Genomic DNA, 15,052 nt, shown 5'->3' with positions numbered 1-15,052 from the left:
CGTTTCGTGGAAAAGTTCGGAAGCGAGCCGATTTTTTTTACACGGTTTCCCAATTTCTGGGGAGCGCGGCCAACCAAACGCAATAATTGACGCCTGCCAGAATTATCCCAAGGAAAACATAGTAATAACAAATGTTTAAATGAATTACATTTTGCTAAAATGGTCCGAAGACCAGACAAAATGGGTCAGAATCACACCCTCGGGAGGGCTCGCCCGTCTTCCAGAGAAAAAATAATATTTCGCGTCGCCATGTAGCGCGCTACCCACCAGGTTGCGAGCAATCCTATGGTACAACCTGCCACAATGTCGGTCGGGAAATGCGCTCCGGCTGCAAGCCGGCTGATGCAAAACAACAGGCCCACGACAATGATCGGTAAGCGCCAGCGTGGCAGGAAAATACTCAGTGACATCATCATGATACCGGCCATCATCGAATGACCGGATGGGAAGCTTTCATAAAGGAACTCGCCCTTGAAAGGAGAAAAATAGGCAGCGCCATATTGGTCGAGCAAAAACGGACGCGCGCGCCCGATCGCCAGCTTGCCGATTTCCGACGGGATGCTGCCTACCACGATGGATGCCAGAACCAGCGTGGCCCAGCCATGCCACCGCGTGAGCACGTTGCGCATCTGACCCCGATAGGTGGGCGACAGAACAAAGGCCGTGACCACCCAGACGACGAGCGCGACAGCCAGCCAGACGACCGTGCGAATGGCATCGGTGACAGTCCGCAGAACTTCCATGATGATATTGCTGCTTCCAGCCGCCGCACGGACGATATCGGCATCCCACAGATGCAGAATCAGGATGATGAACGGCAGCAGCACGACGATTGCAGTCATCTGCATCGTCCAGGAAGACGGCGCGCCCTTGTAGGCCGGTCTCAGACAAGCGCGAATAAGTTCAATGGCCGCATATACCGGATTGAGAAGCGCATTTTTCAAATCCGGTGATGACATTCCATTATTCCCTTTTCGCATCGCGTCTTGCGTTTCAAGCACTGAACGCGGGGTTGCATCCAGCCCTGACGCGGCTTATCGAATGAACTTCTAAATATTCCGCAACAGACGGAATCGATGATCTTTCTGCCAACCGCATCTGGCCGCATCCGGTAGTCGGTACGACCATGCAGCATTCTCCAAAAGAGAACCGGCGGAACGCATGCAACATGGTCTGGAGGCAATTTCGTGGCTAAGCAGCAAGATAAGACGGCGAAACTGGGGATAAACACACGACTGGCGCATGATGGCTATCAGCCACGCGACTATCACGGCTTCGTCAACCCACCCGTTGTCCGCGCCTCGACCGTGCTTTTCCCGGATGCCCAGAGCATGGTGACCGGCGACCAGAAATACACTTATGGCACGCGCGGGACGCCAACCAGCGATGCGCTTTGCGAAGCAATCAACGCACTGGAAGGCTCTGCCGGAACAATCTGTGTGCCATCCGGCCTGGCAGCTGTCACCGTGTCGCTGCTGGCATTTCTGTCTCCCGGCGATCACGCTTTGCTGGTCGATTCGATCTATAATCCGACCCGTCACTTTGCCGATACGATCCTGAAGCGCATGGGCGTGGATGTCGAATATTATGACCCGGAAATCGGAGCGGGCATCGCAGCGTTGATGCGGCCCAATACCAAGGTCGTCTTCACGGAATCACCCGGCTCCAACACGTTCGAGATGCAGGACATTCCGGCCATCGTGGATGTCGCCCATAAGGGCGGCGCCATCGTGATGATGGACAATACATGGGCAACGGCGGTCTATTTCAAGGCGCTCGATTTTGGCGTGGACGTTACCATTCACGCCTCCACCAAATATCCATCCGGCCATTCCGACATTCTGTTCGGCACCGTGTCCGCCAATGAAAAGTGCTGGCCGCAGCTTCTGGAAACCCACGGCACGCTTGGACTTTGCGCCAGTCCCGACGACACCTATCAGATCCTGCGCGGCATGCGCACCATGGGCGTTCGTCTGGAACATCACCGCAAGAGCGCTCTGGAAGTCGCCCATTGGCTGGAAAGCCATCCTGCGGTGGCGCAGGTTCTGCACCCGGCGCTCGAAAGCCATCCCGGCCATGATATCTGGAAGCGCGACTTCACAGGCTCGTCAGGTATCTTTTCCTTCGTGTTGAAAGAAGGCGGACAGGCGGAAGCCCATGCTTTCCTCAATGCGCTGGAGATTTTCGGCCTCGGCTATTCATGGGGTGGTTATGAGAGCCTTGCGTTGCAGGTGCGCGTTGCCGACCGTCTGATTGCCAAGGGCAATTATCCGGGTCCGGTCATCCGCCTCCAGATCGGTCTGGAAGATGTCGCGGATATCATCGCCGATCTTGAAAAGGGCTTTGCAGCCATCTGAACAATTGGCAGCGCTTCAGACTTTGCTGAAAGCGCTGCCAATGGCACACTATGCGCGGTGGCTTGGTTTTTAAAACGCAGCCAGCGCCGAAGGATAACATCATGATGAATGCGGTTTTCATTATTCAGGGTTTCATCGCCATCGGGCTCGCCGTTCTGGCGATTGCAGTCATTTTGCGCTATCGCCGCTAGTGACTGTTTTCCCTGCAAATTCTCCTTTAATTTCAAGCAACCGATTTCAATGCGAATCGTTCTTATTGCATTATCGGGTTCATGGAGGAGAGAGAAATGCGGAAAGTAGCACTTGGGCTGGTGGCGCTGATGGCAATTTCGGGCTGCACCACCACTGAAAAAGATCTTACAATAGGCACTGGCGCAGGCGCCATCATCGGCGGCATTGCCGGTGGCGGACGTGGCGCCCTGATCGGTGCGGGTGCTGGCGCCCTCGGCGGTCTGCTGGTGCGCGAACTGCGTAATGGCAATTGCCAATATCGCAACCGTCATGGCCAGATTTACGTTGCGCGTTGCAGACGTTAAGCCAAGACGAACGAAAAAATCGCATTCAGAAGCGCCGGATAATCCGGCGCTTTTTATTTGCGATGCAAATTGGTCCTCTCCTTCGGCACCTTGACCTTCAATTATTTACCAAGTTCAGAAGAGGAACTTTCGTCCGACACCTTCGTTTTATAAAAGAATACAGTCATTCATCGTGATCATTCAGGGAGATGTTCGATGAAACTCGCTTTGAAAGCTGCTCTCGTTGTAGTGGGAGTCTTATCGGCAGGCGCGGCGCAGGCCGCAAATGCAATCTCCACTGCCAATCTCAATATCCGTACAGGGCCAAGCACCAGCTATCCTTCCATGGGCGCTATTCCGGGCGGCGCGCCCGTGACGGTGCATGGTTGCACCTCGGGTTACGGCTGGTGTCAGGTGAGCTATGGCTCGACCTATGGCTGGTCTGCGTCACGCTATATCGCGTTCCGGGAAGGAACAGTCGGCAGCGGTTATTCGGATGATTTCGGACGCAATGCCGCCCTGATCGGTATCCCGCTGATCGCGGGCGTGGCAATCGGCTCAGCGCTCAACGATCGCGATGATTACTATTATCGTCGCGGCCACTGGGGAGGACGTCCGGATTATCGCTATCGTAACCGAAACTGGGATCGTCCCGGCTGGCACGGCGGTCGTCCCGGCGGCTATGGCGGCCCGCGTGCCTATATACGTCCGCGCGGCAACGAACCGCGATAATGTGACGAACAGGTCAAGAAAATGGCGGGGCAAAACCCCGCCATTCTTCGTTTATTCAGATACCGTCTGCGGCGTGAGATTCAGCATCGGGATCGAGCTGTTCGGCAACATGGTCGAAGGCAGTTGCCCGTTCCACCGTTCGGCCTGGGTCAGCGACACCAGACCCGGATTGTCACGCAGCGCATCGCCGCGTGCCTTGATAGCGGTTGCTTCCGCCTCACCGCGCAGGCGAATGGCTTCGGATTCGGCTTCAGCCTGAAGACGCACAGCATCGGCCTGAGCTTCGGCTTCCGCGCGGCGCGCATCGGCTTGCGCCTTGGCCTGCGTCACAGTGATTTCCGCCTGCACCTTTTCGCGCTCGGCGTTCTGGCGCAAGCGCTGCACTTCCACCTCTGCCAGCATGCGCTGCTCGATGGACTGTTCATAGGCGTCCGAGAAATCGATATTCTCGATCTGAACACTATCGACAACCACCGGTCCGCGCACACTGTTCTGGATGGCTTCTGCGATCTCCTGATTGAGACGGCTGCGCTCCTGAATGGCGGTCACGGCATTGAACTTGCCGAACACCGTCTTGCTTTCCTCGAAGACGCGACGCTCCACCAGACGCGAAAGCAGACCATCCTCACCGCCGTAATTGGCGTAGACTTCCTCCACGCGATCCGGCGGAATACGATAATTGACCGACAGGTTCATGGTAGCCGGTTGTTGGTCACGGCTATAGGCTTCCATCTGATTATAGATCGCGGCTTTCGACTGTACCGAAACGCGCACGATGGAATCGATCATGGGAATCTTGAACCCCAGCCCAGGCTGCGCGACACCAGCCACAGCGCCATAGCGCAGAATAACACCGCGTTCACCTTCGTCGATCGTGTACCACGAACCCAGAACAAAGCTGAGCAAGACCAGACCGACAAACCCGGCCACCGCCGTTGGAATATAACGCATGCCCTCTCCTCTTCCATTTATTTAAGCTTTGCTGAAATACGCGCAAAAGCTGCAAACAAGAAAGAAAATCGGACTATATCCACCGAATATCGCCGGATTTACTGCCGCCGCCGGTATTGAGCCTGGCTCAAGTTCTACCGGTATATGGAAAACAAATAAGCGAGTCAGGCTTTTCTGGATTGGGACAACATTTCTGCGGACGAGCGATAACACATCCATCGGCTTGTGCGTCGGTCGCTGCATAAGCCACGGGCGTGAAAATAATGATAGCGAGCGAAATAACTGGAAATAAAACTCTCATAACAACCCTTTCCGATGAGAATACCGGCGCTTTTAAGCGCGATTCTCACCTTCGAGGTATTCCAAGTTCTGACGCCCACAGACTGGCTCGCAGGTCCGGACGTGCGAAATGCAAGGCATAATTCCTGCGAAATGATCGCGGACGCCAAAATGAACGGAAAGGAAGTTGAGAAGAAGTGGCGATCCCGGCAGGACTGCAATATTTTGATGTTTATGCAATTAAAACAATCGGTTAAGCGAAAGGTGTGGCGGAATAACTGCGCATTGATTCTATTATGTAATTTTAACCGTCCTTCACACCATGGATGCTGTGGACGGTAGCGAAAAGCGCCCTACCTTCCTAGAACTAATCGAGGGAGGATTTGATGTTTGGACCAAAACAGCCCGGTGATTATCCAGAACGTGAAATCGACTGCCAAGAGGCAGTTTCGCAAGGAATCGCAGAACTGGTCGAGCGAGCAGTAGTTTCGGGCGCCAGAGACGCCGAGGTCACTGCGGCCATAGCCCGCACTCAGGTGATCGGCGTGCCCGAACTCATCCAGGACGCTGTAGAAGCCGGATGGTCGGAGGAGGAAGCGGCGACAGCGATCAGGATAGTTGCTGAGAACATGCACCGCAGCGTGACAGGGACGGACCCGGAGGAATAACCACGGATCCGCAAATTGGAATATTCCCCTCGCTTCGCCGGTTCTGTTGCCCATTCAGGCAATGCCCGTGCGTCTATTAACGGCGCGGCTCGCTTCTTCATGCACATACCCCGTCAGCTAAAATAATGGCGGGTTCATTATTGCATGGTGCCTGAGTGACATAACGCTTATTGATATGGATTGGCTTTTTGGTTATTTTTAACTGGGTATGCTTACCACCTTAGTATAGGGAGGCTGACATGCCGTTTTTCAACGAAGCGAGCCGCATATATACACCTGCCGAAGTCGATTTTCTGCGCAGCTGCTTTACGAACGCAGCCGTTCTGCTGGAAGAAAGTGACCAGAATTATTCGGGCAGTGAACTCGCGTCTTGCATACTCATGCTCTACCGAAACGGTCTTCGCGATAAGGCCAAGCTTTCCGAACTTGCCGCAAGGCTAGCTCATCAGAAATTTTTCGTTCGCCACGATGTGACTGCACTGCATGCCAATTCGAACGATGAAGAAGGAACTTTACCCTGAGCACGCAGTTATAAGCCGTTGGTGTCAATGACCATATACCAAGCTTGGGAAATTGGCGCCTACCCTGCCCCCGTTACACCGTAGGGGCAGGGTCCTTTTAAACCGCATGGAAGCATGTAAACCCGTTGACTTTGTGAAAGGTCAACGGGTTTACACTTTTTTAAGTATTCATTATAAGAACCGCTTCATTGGCTCCGGGGGAGTTTGGCATGTCTCGCCAACATGATTGAGCCAAAGATCATTCAATTGTGTATGGGGAACGCAAATGAGTTGGATCATCTTAGTCGAAGCCGTATCTACGTCTATTTTAGCACTGATTGCACTTGCAATGATCTGGCAAGGGAAGTGATAATTCTGCACCGACACGCGCTTGACGTAAGGCTTTGTTTGCATATCATAATTTGAGCGCAAGCTTTTCAAACCGATGGAAACCCAACTTGCGCAGCCCCGGTCTTTGCATGCACACTGACCGGGGTTTACTTTTTTGACCGGATGGGTAAATTTTTGTTGCCCTTGGGAGAGAAGGGCTCAGTAGCCTTAACCCCGCACGGTTTTCGCTGCGGGGTTCTTTTTGATCAGACCTTTTTATCTGAGGCCAACACAGCCAACACCTGGTCAAGACGCTTATTCGTCTCTTTCAGCCCTTCCCGGGTTTCGTCGCGCATCTCCTTCATGCCGTCGCGCAACTGCTTCACGTGGTCATCAAGATCGACGCGCCGGACATATTCATCTCGAACCCGGTTCACCCTGTCATGAAGTTGATCGTCTCCCGCCTTCTGAGAATTGGAAAGAGAGCGAAAGGCCGCGATCAGCGCGCCACTGAAGAAGACAATCAGAGTGACTGCAGTTCCCATGAGCCATTTCAAGTCCTCACTCATTTCATTCCCCTCGCCAGTTCGTCATAAAACCCTGCACAACGATCAGTTCTTGCGTTCTGCCGGTCGAGCGCATCGCGTTCTCGTTTCAGGATCGAGCGGATTTCTGTGCCTTCGTTGAGTTCCGCATGAGGCTCTTTCGTTCGGCAGTCTTCTGGATAGGCCGGGAGCGTGACGCGAGCCTGTGCCACGCCCTGCACAGTTGCCGCCTGTTTCAACTGGCGATCAAGGCTTGAGCAGCCAGTCAATGTCAGCGCTATCAAGCCGACAAGAGCGGCCTTCATCAGCAAGCCGTTTCTCATAGGCTGCTATCTCCTGTTCTGATTGTTCTGCTCTGGCTGTTTCTGCCGCGCGTGCATTGGAAAGCTGTTCCTGATAGGCCGAGATGACATATTCGCCTGCCTTGATCTGGCGCTGCATTTCTGCGGCTTTTGCTTCGGCGGCGATGACTTGCGCCTCCTGAACGTAACCCTGCCGCGCCTCGCGCTCGATCATCGGATCATGGATCAAGGCGTTGAAGCCGAGCATCAGCACGATACCCGCCGCCAGCCCTGCCCCGATCTTGAGATAATCCAGAAGGCCGAGCATCAGTTCAGCCCTTCAAGGCAGAGCTTGCGCTCGTCGGAGCGGCGATTGACCAACCCGTTCACAACTCGACCGCCTGCTTTGTTATAAAGCGAGATCGCATCACAGGCCCGCCGATAGTCGCCAGCATTGGCATATCGAGCCACGGATGAGCGACAGAATGCTCCGGTGCCGATATTGTAGGACAGCGAGAGAAAGGCGACATAGGGCTTGTCCGGCACTTTGTCCGGCGCAGTCAGGCATTTGCGCATACCAGCTTCGAAGTCAACCAGAGCGTTGCCGAGCATCGCCTTGCACTGATCCATCGTATATCGGTCGCCAAGCTTTACGCCTCGCGTCTCACCGAAGCAGACAGTAGGCAGGCCGTTTGCAAACTTGTCGGGATAGGCGGCAAGTTTCACGCCTTCCCATGCTCCAACAAGGGCGACCGCCGCCGCCATGACGGCGCCAGACTTCTTCAATCTACTCTTCATTTCTGAATTCCTTCTGTGAAACGATGCGCGCAACAAAGGCCCCTGCCGTGATGATCAGCGACAGAGCAGCAAACGCGCCGGTTGGGATGGGGAGAGCGTCACCGATCAACGGCAACACGACTTCAAGGCCGGACAAAATTCCGGCGAGCACAAGCAGACGGATGCTCCACGCACGCGCGAGCACCCGCTTCCAGTCGGAAACGAATTTCATGGGCTGTTTATCTTTTGGATGGCCGGCAGCCCTAGGACTGCCGAGGGTTATTGCGAGCGTTCGCCGACACTAAAAATTTTCATTCTCAGAGCCTTGAAACGCGGTGCAGCATCACTAAATCGGAGCCGTCATTCCAACACACTTCGTTCGATCAAATGGAGGTTTCGATGAGCGACCGTTTGTTTGACAGTCCAGTTTTTGTAAAGGACGGCAAATTTCTGATCAGGGAAATCGCAGGCCCTATTGACGCAATCGATTTTCTTTATGAATGGCCACAGGATGATCGCGATATTATCTATGAAGTGGCATGGAGCGCCTGTTGTGACGCTCACAGCGGGCAGAAACCGCTAATCGTGGCGCAAAACGCCTTTGAAGGCTTCGCTCGAAAACGCAACATTCTCGAAAATCCAGAGGCTGCTATGCCGTGGATGACCTCGCATGGCAATGGCGGTGGCCGCGTTCCGGTATGAGGCAGAACGATGGACTGGTATTTTCTAATTGAAGGTACGATCCTCGCTGCGCTGCTTTGTGTCATTTCAATGCTTTTCTGGGACACCAGACGGCGGCAATAGCTATAACCCCGGCTAGTCCGGGGTTTTCTTTTGTCCTTTCGGCAAAGAAAAACCGCCTCAATTGGCGGCTTGCATTGATAGGTGTGTTTGGATTAATTAGCCCGCGTCATGAACGCGGGGCAGCTATGGTATGGTTTAATGTTCTTTTATCGATTGCGGCATTGGGGATTGCGGCGGTGGGCGGACTGGCTCTTTTAACATTTGTTATGAATCGCAGATGATAGAGAAACCGCGGCAATTTTGGCATTCGGCAACAGGCGCATGCATAAAGTCCAGAAACAAATTGTCACAATTGACCTACCTGTAGCCACGTTGTAGCCCGCTAAGAAGAAAACACATTCCAGCAAGAGCGGCGATATGAATTTTAATTCCGTAGCGCGAACCGACACCCCGCTCAAATTCAATGAAAATCTACAATATATTCGCGCATTCGCTGCTATGTCCGTAATGCTGTATCATGCAGCACATTATGTGCATGCACACCTAGGCGCTGGACTTTATGACGTTTTCCATCATTTCTTAGGCCTGTATGGCGTGGCGATTTTCTTCGCCCTCTCAGGTTATCTTATGGTGGAATTATCAAGCAGGCAAAATGCACATGCCTTCTTGGCAGCTCGAATAATTCGCATCTATCCAGCCTTGTTAATTGCTACCCTTTTTGCACTAATTTCAGATCCGTTCCGATTAATTGAAAAATTCAATTGGGTATCCATAACCCTCGTTCCGGCAGGACCTATTTTCTATGTGTTAAATGTTGAATGGACACTTGTTCACGAGATGTTTTTTTACCTCTTGGTTTTCGGCTTTATAAGTTTAAACCTCCGGAAATTCCTTCCTTTATTTGCCGCATGTTGGATTGCGTTATTATTGGCAAGATATGGCGCCCCCATGCCACGAATTGGGCGGGCCAATATAGCGGAAATGTTCTTTATGACGGCGAATGCAGGATTTGCGGCAGGTTTGATCGTTCCCGTCATTTTGAGCCGTATCCCGCGAACTCCTATGCTCATGATCGCGGGCTTCTGTTTGAGCATTCCTTTAACGTTCTTTGTACCAGCATACTTCGCCCGCATCACTTCGGGAGTCGGTTCTGCGTTTCTAATTGTAGCTGCGCTACAGACTACAGCGCCGGTTTTTCGGGGTGCTTCTGCCCGCGCACTGAAGAGCTTAGGGGATTGGAGTTACGCAATGTATCTGATCCATGTGCCCGTAATACTATTGGTCGTTCGTCATTTACCAAGTTTCAAATGGCCGGAAATTACTTACTTTCTATGCGTAGGCGCTGCCACATTGGCCTCTGTAGTGCTCGGAAGAGCCGACATAAAAATACATCAGGTCACTCGGAATATATTGAAAAGGACACCGACGGTCACGCTTAACGCGGGCGTCAATCTATTTGTGATAGCTTATATTTTAATTTCTATGATTATCTTTTTTTAAGCAATCTCTATACTTCAACCCAACTATGTGCTGATGCAATAGTTGCACACCTATCCATGCCGGCAATTTAGCACTAGCTAATTTGGTTTTATGGCAATCTCAATACAACCTAGGATATTTCACCCTTCGTATCATTGACTAGCCAATTTTGGCTGCTATGACTGCCCTAAATTAGTCGTAATTCTTATGGTGTGCGGGGCTACAATTTCATATGTTAAGGTACATAAAATCTCACCTCACTTTTCTTCCGAGAAACATTGCCGTATACCGCACTTGGAAAAATGCAAAAACCATTCGAAATGACCACTTTTTTGATGAAGCCTGGTATTTAGAGACATATCCAGACGTTAAGGCATCTGGGGTCAGCGCAGCTTCTCATTATCTACAATTTGGGGGCCTCGAAGGTCGCGATCCTAGCCCTGGCTTTAGTTCTTTGGGCTATTTGGATGCAAATCCCGATGTTGCAACGACTGGGGCGAACCCCCTGCTTCATTATATTATGTGGGGTAGGAGTGAAGGGCGTAGCTACGCGCCCGTTCAAAATACCGAGGCAACTAGCGTTGCGGCCCAGGACCCGACCCCAGCCGTAGAGCTAGAGCCGCAGATCATACAAAATCGGTATCGTCTCGTTATCGATTCAATCTCACCATCACATATTAGAGGTTGGTGCGTCGATGAAGCGAACATCTCGACGGCTGTCAAATTGACGCTGCTAATTAATGATTCTGTTTTCGGTGATTACTTGTCCGACAATGCCAGAAGCGACCTTCAGGCAAAAGGAATATCTTCTGGATTGGGCGGCTTTAATATCGATAACCCAATACATCTTATGGGGGAAGGCTCCTATCAGATTTGCTTCCAGTTTCCAGACGGAAGCCGATCAGATGAGGTCGTGCTAAAGAATGAAGAACGTCGGCGATCGTATAGCATCCACCCCGATGATCTTGTGCGCAACGGAATTACTATAGTCGTACCTGTTTACAATGCACCAAGGGATTTGGAGATATGCATAGATCGACTTCTCAGGTGGACACCAGAATACGCCAAAATTCTTATCATTGATGACAAATCGCCAGATCCAGAAATAGGAATTATTCTGGACAGACAAAAAAACAATGCGCGCGTTACCATACTTCGCAACGAAGCAAACTTAGGTTTTACGAAAACGTCAAACAGAGGGATATTGGAAGCCGGCAGAGACGACGTGATACTGCTTAACTCCGATGCGAGAGTCACCCCCGGTTGGCTTGACGGTCTGCTTATGGCTGCGGCATCGTCGCCGCGCGTTGCGACAGTGACACCAATGTCCGATAGAGCTGGTGCATTTTCAGCTCCAAAGATTGGCAACGATAACGAATTGCCGGTGGGAGTGGATGAGATTGCATTCGCCAAATCATTTAGAAGAACTAGTTCTGGTGTTTACCCTGTAGTTCCCACAGGCAATGGTTTTTGTTTGTTTATCAAAAGAGCCTGCATCGATGAGGTCGGTAATTTAGATTCCGAAGCGTTTCCGCGCGGCTACGGTGAGGAGAACGACTTTTGCATGCGTGCGCTGCATGCCGGTTGGAAACATATTATTGACGATAGAACTTATGTATTCCACGATAGGTCCAAGAGTTTCGGAGAAAATAAACACCAATTGCTCGAAGAGGGAGCCGCGGTACTTCGCGAACGCTACCCAGAATACAAAGCGTCCATTGCTGTTTTTGGTTCCAGCGAGAAAATCCGTATTGCCCGGTTCAACGGTTATATCGCGCAAAAAAAGAGCTTAGATGGCCAGATTTCCTTACCGCGAGTAATGTTCGTAATCTCCACTACAACAGGTGGCACACCTCAGACCAACAGGGACCTAATTACCGGTGTCAATGGTTCTATAGATGCTTGGCTCCTTCGCTGCGACCGCAAAATCATCGAACTAAGCCATTTGGTGGATGGTGAATTCAAAGTGGTTCGCTCGCACCGACTTCAAACCGCTGTTAGCCCGGTATCTCATTTCTCGGCAGAGTATGATGCTGTAGTCTTCAGTTGGCTTTTCGAATTCGACATTGATCTGGTTCACATCCGCCACCTTGCGTGGCACAGCCTTTCATTGCCAACATTAGCGAAGAAGCTAGGGCGTAAGACAATTACCTCGTTTCACGATTACTATGCGATATCGCCTACAATCAAGCTTCTTGACGATGAAGGTAAATTCCTTGGAGAGACCTTTACAACGGCAGGGGCCGCCAATCGTGAATCGCTGTGGCCTATCGACTCAATGCCGTTGCCAACGGGAACTTGGTTAGACACGTGGCGCAGAAAATTTGCGAAAGCGCTGTCTGCCTCAGATGCATTCGTCACGACATCGTCACATGCTCGATCGCTAATTCTAGATAAAATGCCAGAGCTTGACGGCGATAAGTTTTTCGTTATCCCTCATGGAAGAGATTTCCGAGAATTTCTGAATATTAGCCAACATGCGCACCACGACTCCCCAATCCGAATACTGGTCCCTGGCAACATAAACACTGCTAAAGGCCTGGACGTAATTTACAGCCTTCTCGACAAAGATACAGATGGTAAGATCGAATTTCATGTTCTCGGCGGAATTCAAGATCATCTGGGTAGGTCTCATCCAAGGCTGATCAACCATGGTCGTTATGCGAGAGAGTCATTCGCGGCAAAAGCGGCCGAAATAAAACCACACCTCGGCGCTGTTTTTTCCATCTGGGATGAAACTTACTGCCATACCCTTACGGAACTGTGGAGTGTTGGTTTACCTTCAATTGTATTCGATTTTCCGACGCTTGCAGAACGCGTGACCGATAGCGGTTGCGGGTGGGTATTGAGTCATTTTGATATAGACAATCTTTACCGCGAGATTATCCGAGTAACGCTTGATCAATCGGAACAGCATAAAGTTCGAACGGCGCTTGCGCGGTGGCAAGCAGGCGATGGCAAAGCCAATACCGTGAGGGTAATGGCATCGAAGTACTATGATATATATCGCGATGTTTTAAATAACAGAAAACCTTCGGTACATTCTGAGCGATCGAAGTGCGTCGCAGTGGTGTGTCCAAGTGCACCAAACTTAAACATTGCTAATGCTTCTACATACATTCGTGTTTGGGAGAGAACTCAGAACACTTTAGATCGATCGATGCTTTACATTCGCATGTTACCAGAAACGTTGTTGGCGGCAGCTAACTGCGGAGCAATTGATGCAGCCATTATCCAACGAACAGCGATCCCACCCGAAATGACGGACAGCGTCATCGATGCGCTGAGATCGTCTTGCATTCCATTCATCTATGATATTGACGATGACCTACTCGGCCATGCTCAACGCTCCGACAGTGCGATAAACTATGAGACATATAAGGCCCCTATCGAAGCGCTGTTGCAGTCTGCGAGCGTAGTGACAGTATCCACCGAACAGTTGTCCAATATTTATGACGGCATAGCTGGAAGGATTGAAATCGTTCCCAACATGCTTAGCAGCAATCTCTGGAACGCAGCCCCGTTGCCCCGCCGCAATGATGGATTTATCCGAGCATTGTACATGGGAACACCAACCCATGATGCCGACCTTGAAATGATATTGCCGGCACTTGCAAATATCAGCAAGCGGTATCCGACATTTAGGCTAACCGTAGTTGGCATAAGTCAGAACACTGATCTGATCCGCCAGATTCCTTGGATCGAGCAGATTGACCCGCCCTCAAGAATAAAGCCATACATTAGTTTTGTTCCTTGGTTGCGCGAAATTGCTTCGCGATGTGACTTCGCTATAGCACCGTTAGTCGACAATCATTTCAATCGATGCAAAAGCGATCTGAAAGTACTGGAATATTCCGCTTTGGGCTTACCCATTGTCGCGTCTGATCTGCCGCAGTATCGGATTGAAGCGCCATTTCTCACTCTTGTAGAAGGCAATCCACAATCATGGGAAAAAGCGCTTGATCACGTGATTCGAACCGGTACACGCAACGTGCAGACCGAAGCCCAACAACGAAATTGGGTTCTAACCCAGCGTATGTTGACACCGACCCTACCGAGTTTTGATGCATTGATTGCCGAGCAGATCTCGGCGGCTACACCGAAATAGATAGGAACCTACAATAATGCTTGGTGAATTCTCTTCTAACGATATTGTCAATACTCGACGCATAGACCGTGATGTTTGGCTTTCTGACCACTGGAAGAATGAGTTATGTTCGTATTTGAGTGGTCGCTTCAAAGTTAATGGTAACGCTACCACTCACGCTGTTCTCGAAGTAGATGCCATCAGTAGCTGCCGAGATGGTCACTATGTTCCCATCATATCCATAACCTGCACACGTAACTCTACTGTCCCGCCTATGCGGTTTTCAAAATAGACACCGTTTTCGGTAGCTGAAATTGTAAGGTTGCGGTCCGCGCCCGTATCTTCGCACTCGATAGCCCGTACGATCACATTTCTGTGGCGCGGCGGCACCTTCTGGACAGAACGGCGTTAGCTTCTGGACAAAAAAACAAAAATCGCTAACGCCGTCTACGACACCAACGATTTCCTAGATTGGAATTTTTGCTCTGGCTCCCCCGATCTCGTCACATGATCGAGAATGTTTTCGTCACCCCATCGCCCGACACTTTTAGGCTTGCTCTGAGGTCGCCGTACAGCCTCGGAATTTGTCTTATACAAAGGCGAACAGTGTCTCCTTGTACGGTAACAGCGGGGTGTTTCGCAGGATCATTCATCGCCCATGAATGCAGCCTGTTCAAGCGGTGAAGCATGTCACTTGAGACAATGCTATTGCTGTTGATTTGCACTGAGAAGTGACCCGGCATTGCCGGATATTGTCATCGAGAATTGACCCATGTTTTGAACCTTGCTCCGCGTGTTTTTAACGGG

At 51.1% G+C, this 15,052-nt stretch carries 15 protein-coding genes; 8 read left to right on the top strand and 7 right to left on the bottom strand.

What is annotated here, in order from left to right:
- Positions 1–191 precede the first annotated feature (191 nt).
- The gene (lpxE, locus tag FHW00_RS06455) at positions 192–959 is read right to left on the bottom strand and encodes a lipid A 1-phosphatase LpxE (protein ID WP_078340476.1); all 768 of its coding nucleotides are present in this window, start codon (positions 957–959) and stop codon (positions 192–194) included.
- 228 nt (positions 960–1,187) lie between these two features.
- Between lpxE and FHW00_RS06450 the strand changes: the two genes are divergently transcribed.
- From FHW00_RS06450 to FHW00_RS06440, 3 genes are all read left to right on the top strand, one after another.
- Positions 1,188–2,357: a cystathionine beta-lyase gene (locus tag FHW00_RS06450; RefSeq protein ID WP_078340475.1), complete on the top strand. Its 1,170-nt coding sequence runs from the start codon at positions 1,188–1,190 to the stop codon at positions 2,355–2,357.
- Positions 2,358–2,644: 287 nt separating this feature from the next.
- A complete protein-coding gene (locus FHW00_RS06445; protein WP_078340474.1) occupies positions 2,645–2,893 on the top strand; it encodes a YMGG-like glycine zipper-containing protein in 249 nt (82 codons plus the stop codon).
- A 195-nt stretch (positions 2,894–3,088) separates the two neighbouring features.
- Positions 3,089–3,604, top strand: coding sequence for an SH3 domain-containing protein (locus tag FHW00_RS06440; protein ID WP_078340473.1), 516 nt, complete (start codon positions 3,089–3,091; stop codon positions 3,602–3,604).
- 51 nt (positions 3,605–3,655) lie between these two features.
- Here FHW00_RS06440 and FHW00_RS06435 read toward each other — a convergent pair whose 3' ends face one another.
- The gene (locus FHW00_RS06435; RefSeq protein WP_078340472.1) at positions 3,656–4,555 is read right to left on the bottom strand and encodes a prohibitin family protein; all 900 of its coding nucleotides are present in this window, start codon (positions 4,553–4,555) and stop codon (positions 3,656–3,658) included.
- A gap of 665 nt (positions 4,556–5,220) precedes the next feature.
- Between FHW00_RS06435 and FHW00_RS06430 the strand changes: the two genes are divergently transcribed.
- Positions 5,221–5,502: a hypothetical protein gene (locus FHW00_RS06430; RefSeq protein ID WP_078340471.1), complete on the top strand. Its 282-nt coding sequence runs from the start codon at positions 5,221–5,223 to the stop codon at positions 5,500–5,502.
- A gap of 239 nt (positions 5,503–5,741) precedes the next feature.
- The gene (locus FHW00_RS06425; protein WP_078340470.1) at positions 5,742–6,023 is read left to right on the top strand and encodes a hypothetical protein; all 282 of its coding nucleotides are present in this window, start codon (positions 5,742–5,744) and stop codon (positions 6,021–6,023) included.
- Positions 6,024–6,598: 575 nt separating this feature from the next.
- Here FHW00_RS06425 and FHW00_RS06420 read toward each other — a convergent pair.
- The 5 genes from FHW00_RS06420 to FHW00_RS06400 are packed head-to-tail and all read right to left on the bottom strand — an operon-like array spanning position 6,599 to position 8,167.
- Complete coding sequence (locus FHW00_RS06420) at positions 6,599–6,901, bottom strand: hypothetical protein (RefSeq protein WP_078340468.1); 303 nt, start codon at positions 6,899–6,901, stop codon at positions 6,599–6,601.
- Positions 6,898–7,146, bottom strand: coding sequence for a hypothetical protein (locus FHW00_RS06415; protein WP_078340467.1), 249 nt, complete (start codon positions 7,144–7,146; stop codon positions 6,898–6,900). Before FHW00_RS06415 ends, FHW00_RS06420 begins: the two co-directional genes overlap by 4 nt.
- Entirely contained in the window at positions 7,124–7,486 is a 363-nt protein-coding gene (locus tag FHW00_RS06410; protein ID WP_078340466.1) for a hypothetical protein, read from the bottom strand. Before FHW00_RS06410 ends, FHW00_RS06415 begins: the two co-directional genes overlap by 23 nt.
- Positions 7,486–7,956 carry a lysozyme gene (locus FHW00_RS06405; RefSeq protein WP_445557987.1) on the bottom strand — a complete coding sequence of 157 codons (471 nt, stop codon included), beginning with the start codon at positions 7,954–7,956 and terminating at the stop codon, positions 7,486–7,488. The genes FHW00_RS06410 and FHW00_RS06405 overlap by 1 nt, the downstream gene beginning before the upstream one ends.
- Complete coding sequence (locus tag FHW00_RS06400) at positions 7,946–8,167, bottom strand: DUF7940 domain-containing protein (RefSeq protein WP_078340465.1); 222 nt, start codon at positions 8,165–8,167, stop codon at positions 7,946–7,948. The genes FHW00_RS06405 and FHW00_RS06400 overlap by 11 nt, the downstream gene beginning before the upstream one ends.
- Before the next feature lie 167 nt (positions 8,168–8,334).
- Between FHW00_RS06400 and FHW00_RS06395 the strand changes: the two genes are divergently transcribed.
- The 3 genes from FHW00_RS06395 (at position 8,335) to FHW00_RS06385 (ending at position 14,266) form a co-directional block, all read left to right on the top strand.
- Positions 8,335–8,637 carry a DUF982 domain-containing protein gene (locus FHW00_RS06395; RefSeq protein WP_078340464.1) on the top strand — a complete coding sequence of 101 codons (303 nt, stop codon included), beginning with the start codon at positions 8,335–8,337 and terminating at the stop codon, positions 8,635–8,637.
- Between the two features lie 459 nt (positions 8,638–9,096).
- The gene (locus FHW00_RS06390) at positions 9,097–10,179 is read left to right on the top strand and encodes an acyltransferase family protein (protein WP_078340463.1); all 1,083 of its coding nucleotides are present in this window, start codon (positions 9,097–9,099) and stop codon (positions 10,177–10,179) included.
- Between the two features lie 211 nt (positions 10,180–10,390).
- Complete coding sequence (locus FHW00_RS06385) at positions 10,391–14,266, top strand: glycosyltransferase (protein WP_078340462.1); 3,876 nt, start codon at positions 10,391–10,393, stop codon at positions 14,264–14,266.
- The last annotated feature ends 786 nt before the right edge of the window (positions 14,267–15,052 follow it).

The sequence above is a fragment of the Ochrobactrum sp. P6BSIII genome (assembly GCF_014138065.1).
Taxonomy (GTDB): domain Bacteria; phylum Pseudomonadota; class Alphaproteobacteria; order Rhizobiales; family Rhizobiaceae; genus Brucella.
The sequence above is the reverse complement of the archived record's forward strand: the minus strand, read 5'-3'. Positions and strand labels throughout refer to the sequence as shown.